Annotated in this window: 1 pseudogene; it reads right to left on the reverse strand. The window is 40.3% G+C overall.

The window, feature by feature from the left end:
- Positions 1-1,833: pseudogene (locus ACFIMS_RS03405) on the reverse strand (hypothetical protein); the annotation flags it as partial.

Here is a 1,833-nt window from a genome sequence, read left to right on the forward strand (position 1 = left end):
CCTAAAGTCACACTCGTGTAATCAATGCCGCCATTCTCACCCTCTTTTTTATCGTAATGAACAACAGCTGAATCATCTGACTGAAGGCTGGTAGAAAGATCCTTCAGACTTGCATCAAGCTGACCTTTGTTAACAGCTTCATTATCCTTTGTTGCTTCACCAACACCTGAAAGTGTCCGATCCCCTTTGTCTTTATTTGCGATATTGAGTTCTGTACCTTCTACTTCTTTACCAATAGTGATAACCTTCGTATTATCATCCTGCTTGGCAAGGCTATCACTGACAACATTGGTAACATCATTATGAACATTCGTGATAGAACTCGCAACTCCAGCAAATGCTTCCGATACACTCTTATAGCTTTCTTCACTTTCTTTACCTTCCGCATCAACTTTCTTGATCACAAAACTTGGAGCTTTCCATTGTCCATCTTTATCATAACCAGCTCCTCCACCAAAATACTCAGCAAATGTCTGATTCATTGAATAAAGCTGATTGCCCGTGATCGCTTCTGTTGAACCTTTAGAAATTTCTCCATCTAATAGAAATTTTAATTTGCTGTTTTCTTGTTCCGCTATAACTTGACCATCTTTCTCTTTGTTCTTTACATGACGCGCGACAAAGGCATTGGCTTCATCATTCCACAACAAAGCATTCTGCTCAATGGTCTGTGTAAGTTCATTGCTGTTCTTAGAAAGCTCATTATGAAGATCTGTCAGCGATGTATCAACACCGCTAAAGGCTAAACCAACATCATGATATGACTGACCACCAACAACATACGTCGGAAGATTGCCTACAAGAACATCAGCACCACCACCTAAATAGCTCGATGTATTTTTAGAAACACTGTCTAGATTAGTAGTCACTGTCGTAACATTTTTATTAGTCGCAAATAACTGAGAGCCATTTACAACTTCTGTCGATTCTGCTGAAAGCACTCCTGCCTTAACACCTGAAAGTGTCCGATCCGTACCAGTCTTGTTGGCAATGTTGAGTTCTGTACCTTCTACTTCTTTACCAATAGTGATAACCTTCGTATTATCATCCTGCTTGGCAAGGCTATCACTGACAACATTAGTTACATCATTATGAACATTCGTGATAGAACTCGCAACTCCAGCAAATGCTTCCGATACACTATTGTAAACCTTTTCCTCACCAGCACTACCATCAGAATTGACAGTTTTAAGCTTGAAGGTAGGTGCAACCCATTCTCCCTTTTCATTATAACCTGCTCCTCCACCAAAATACGTCGCAAATGTCTGATTCATTGAATAAAGTTGATTACCAGCGACAGCATCTGTTGATTTAGCGCTAATCTCACCATTTGCTAGAAACGTAATTCTACTGTTTTCTTGTGTCCTTACAGCCCTGCCTTGTTCTTCTTGCTTCTTCTCATGACGCGCGACAAAGGCATTGGCTTCATTACTCCAATTCAAAGAATCCTGCGCTACTCCTTCAGAAACCTCTTTAATCCGCGCATTCACATTCTTGATATTCTCATCAAGACCAGTAAATGCACTACCAACATTATCAAAAGAGCCATTTGTTATATTACCAGCTGTATCAACCTTGGATAACTTGTAGGTTGGTCCTGTAAACGTACCCTCAACAAATTTTGCATCGCCACCAAGGAATTTAGCTACATTCTGAGAAATCGTGTTGATCTGACTACCATTAATCGCATCATGTGAACTCTCACCAATGGCACCATCTTTTACATTATGAAGTGCAACTGGTCCTGCATCCTTACCTTTACCTAAAGTCACACTCGTGTAATCAATGCCGCCATTCTCACCCTCTTTTTTATCGTAATGAACAACAGCTGAA

The sequence above is a fragment of the Bartonella sp. AP331QHHD genome (assembly GCF_042195905.1).
Classification (GTDB): Bacteria; Pseudomonadota; Alphaproteobacteria; order Rhizobiales; family Rhizobiaceae; genus Bartonella.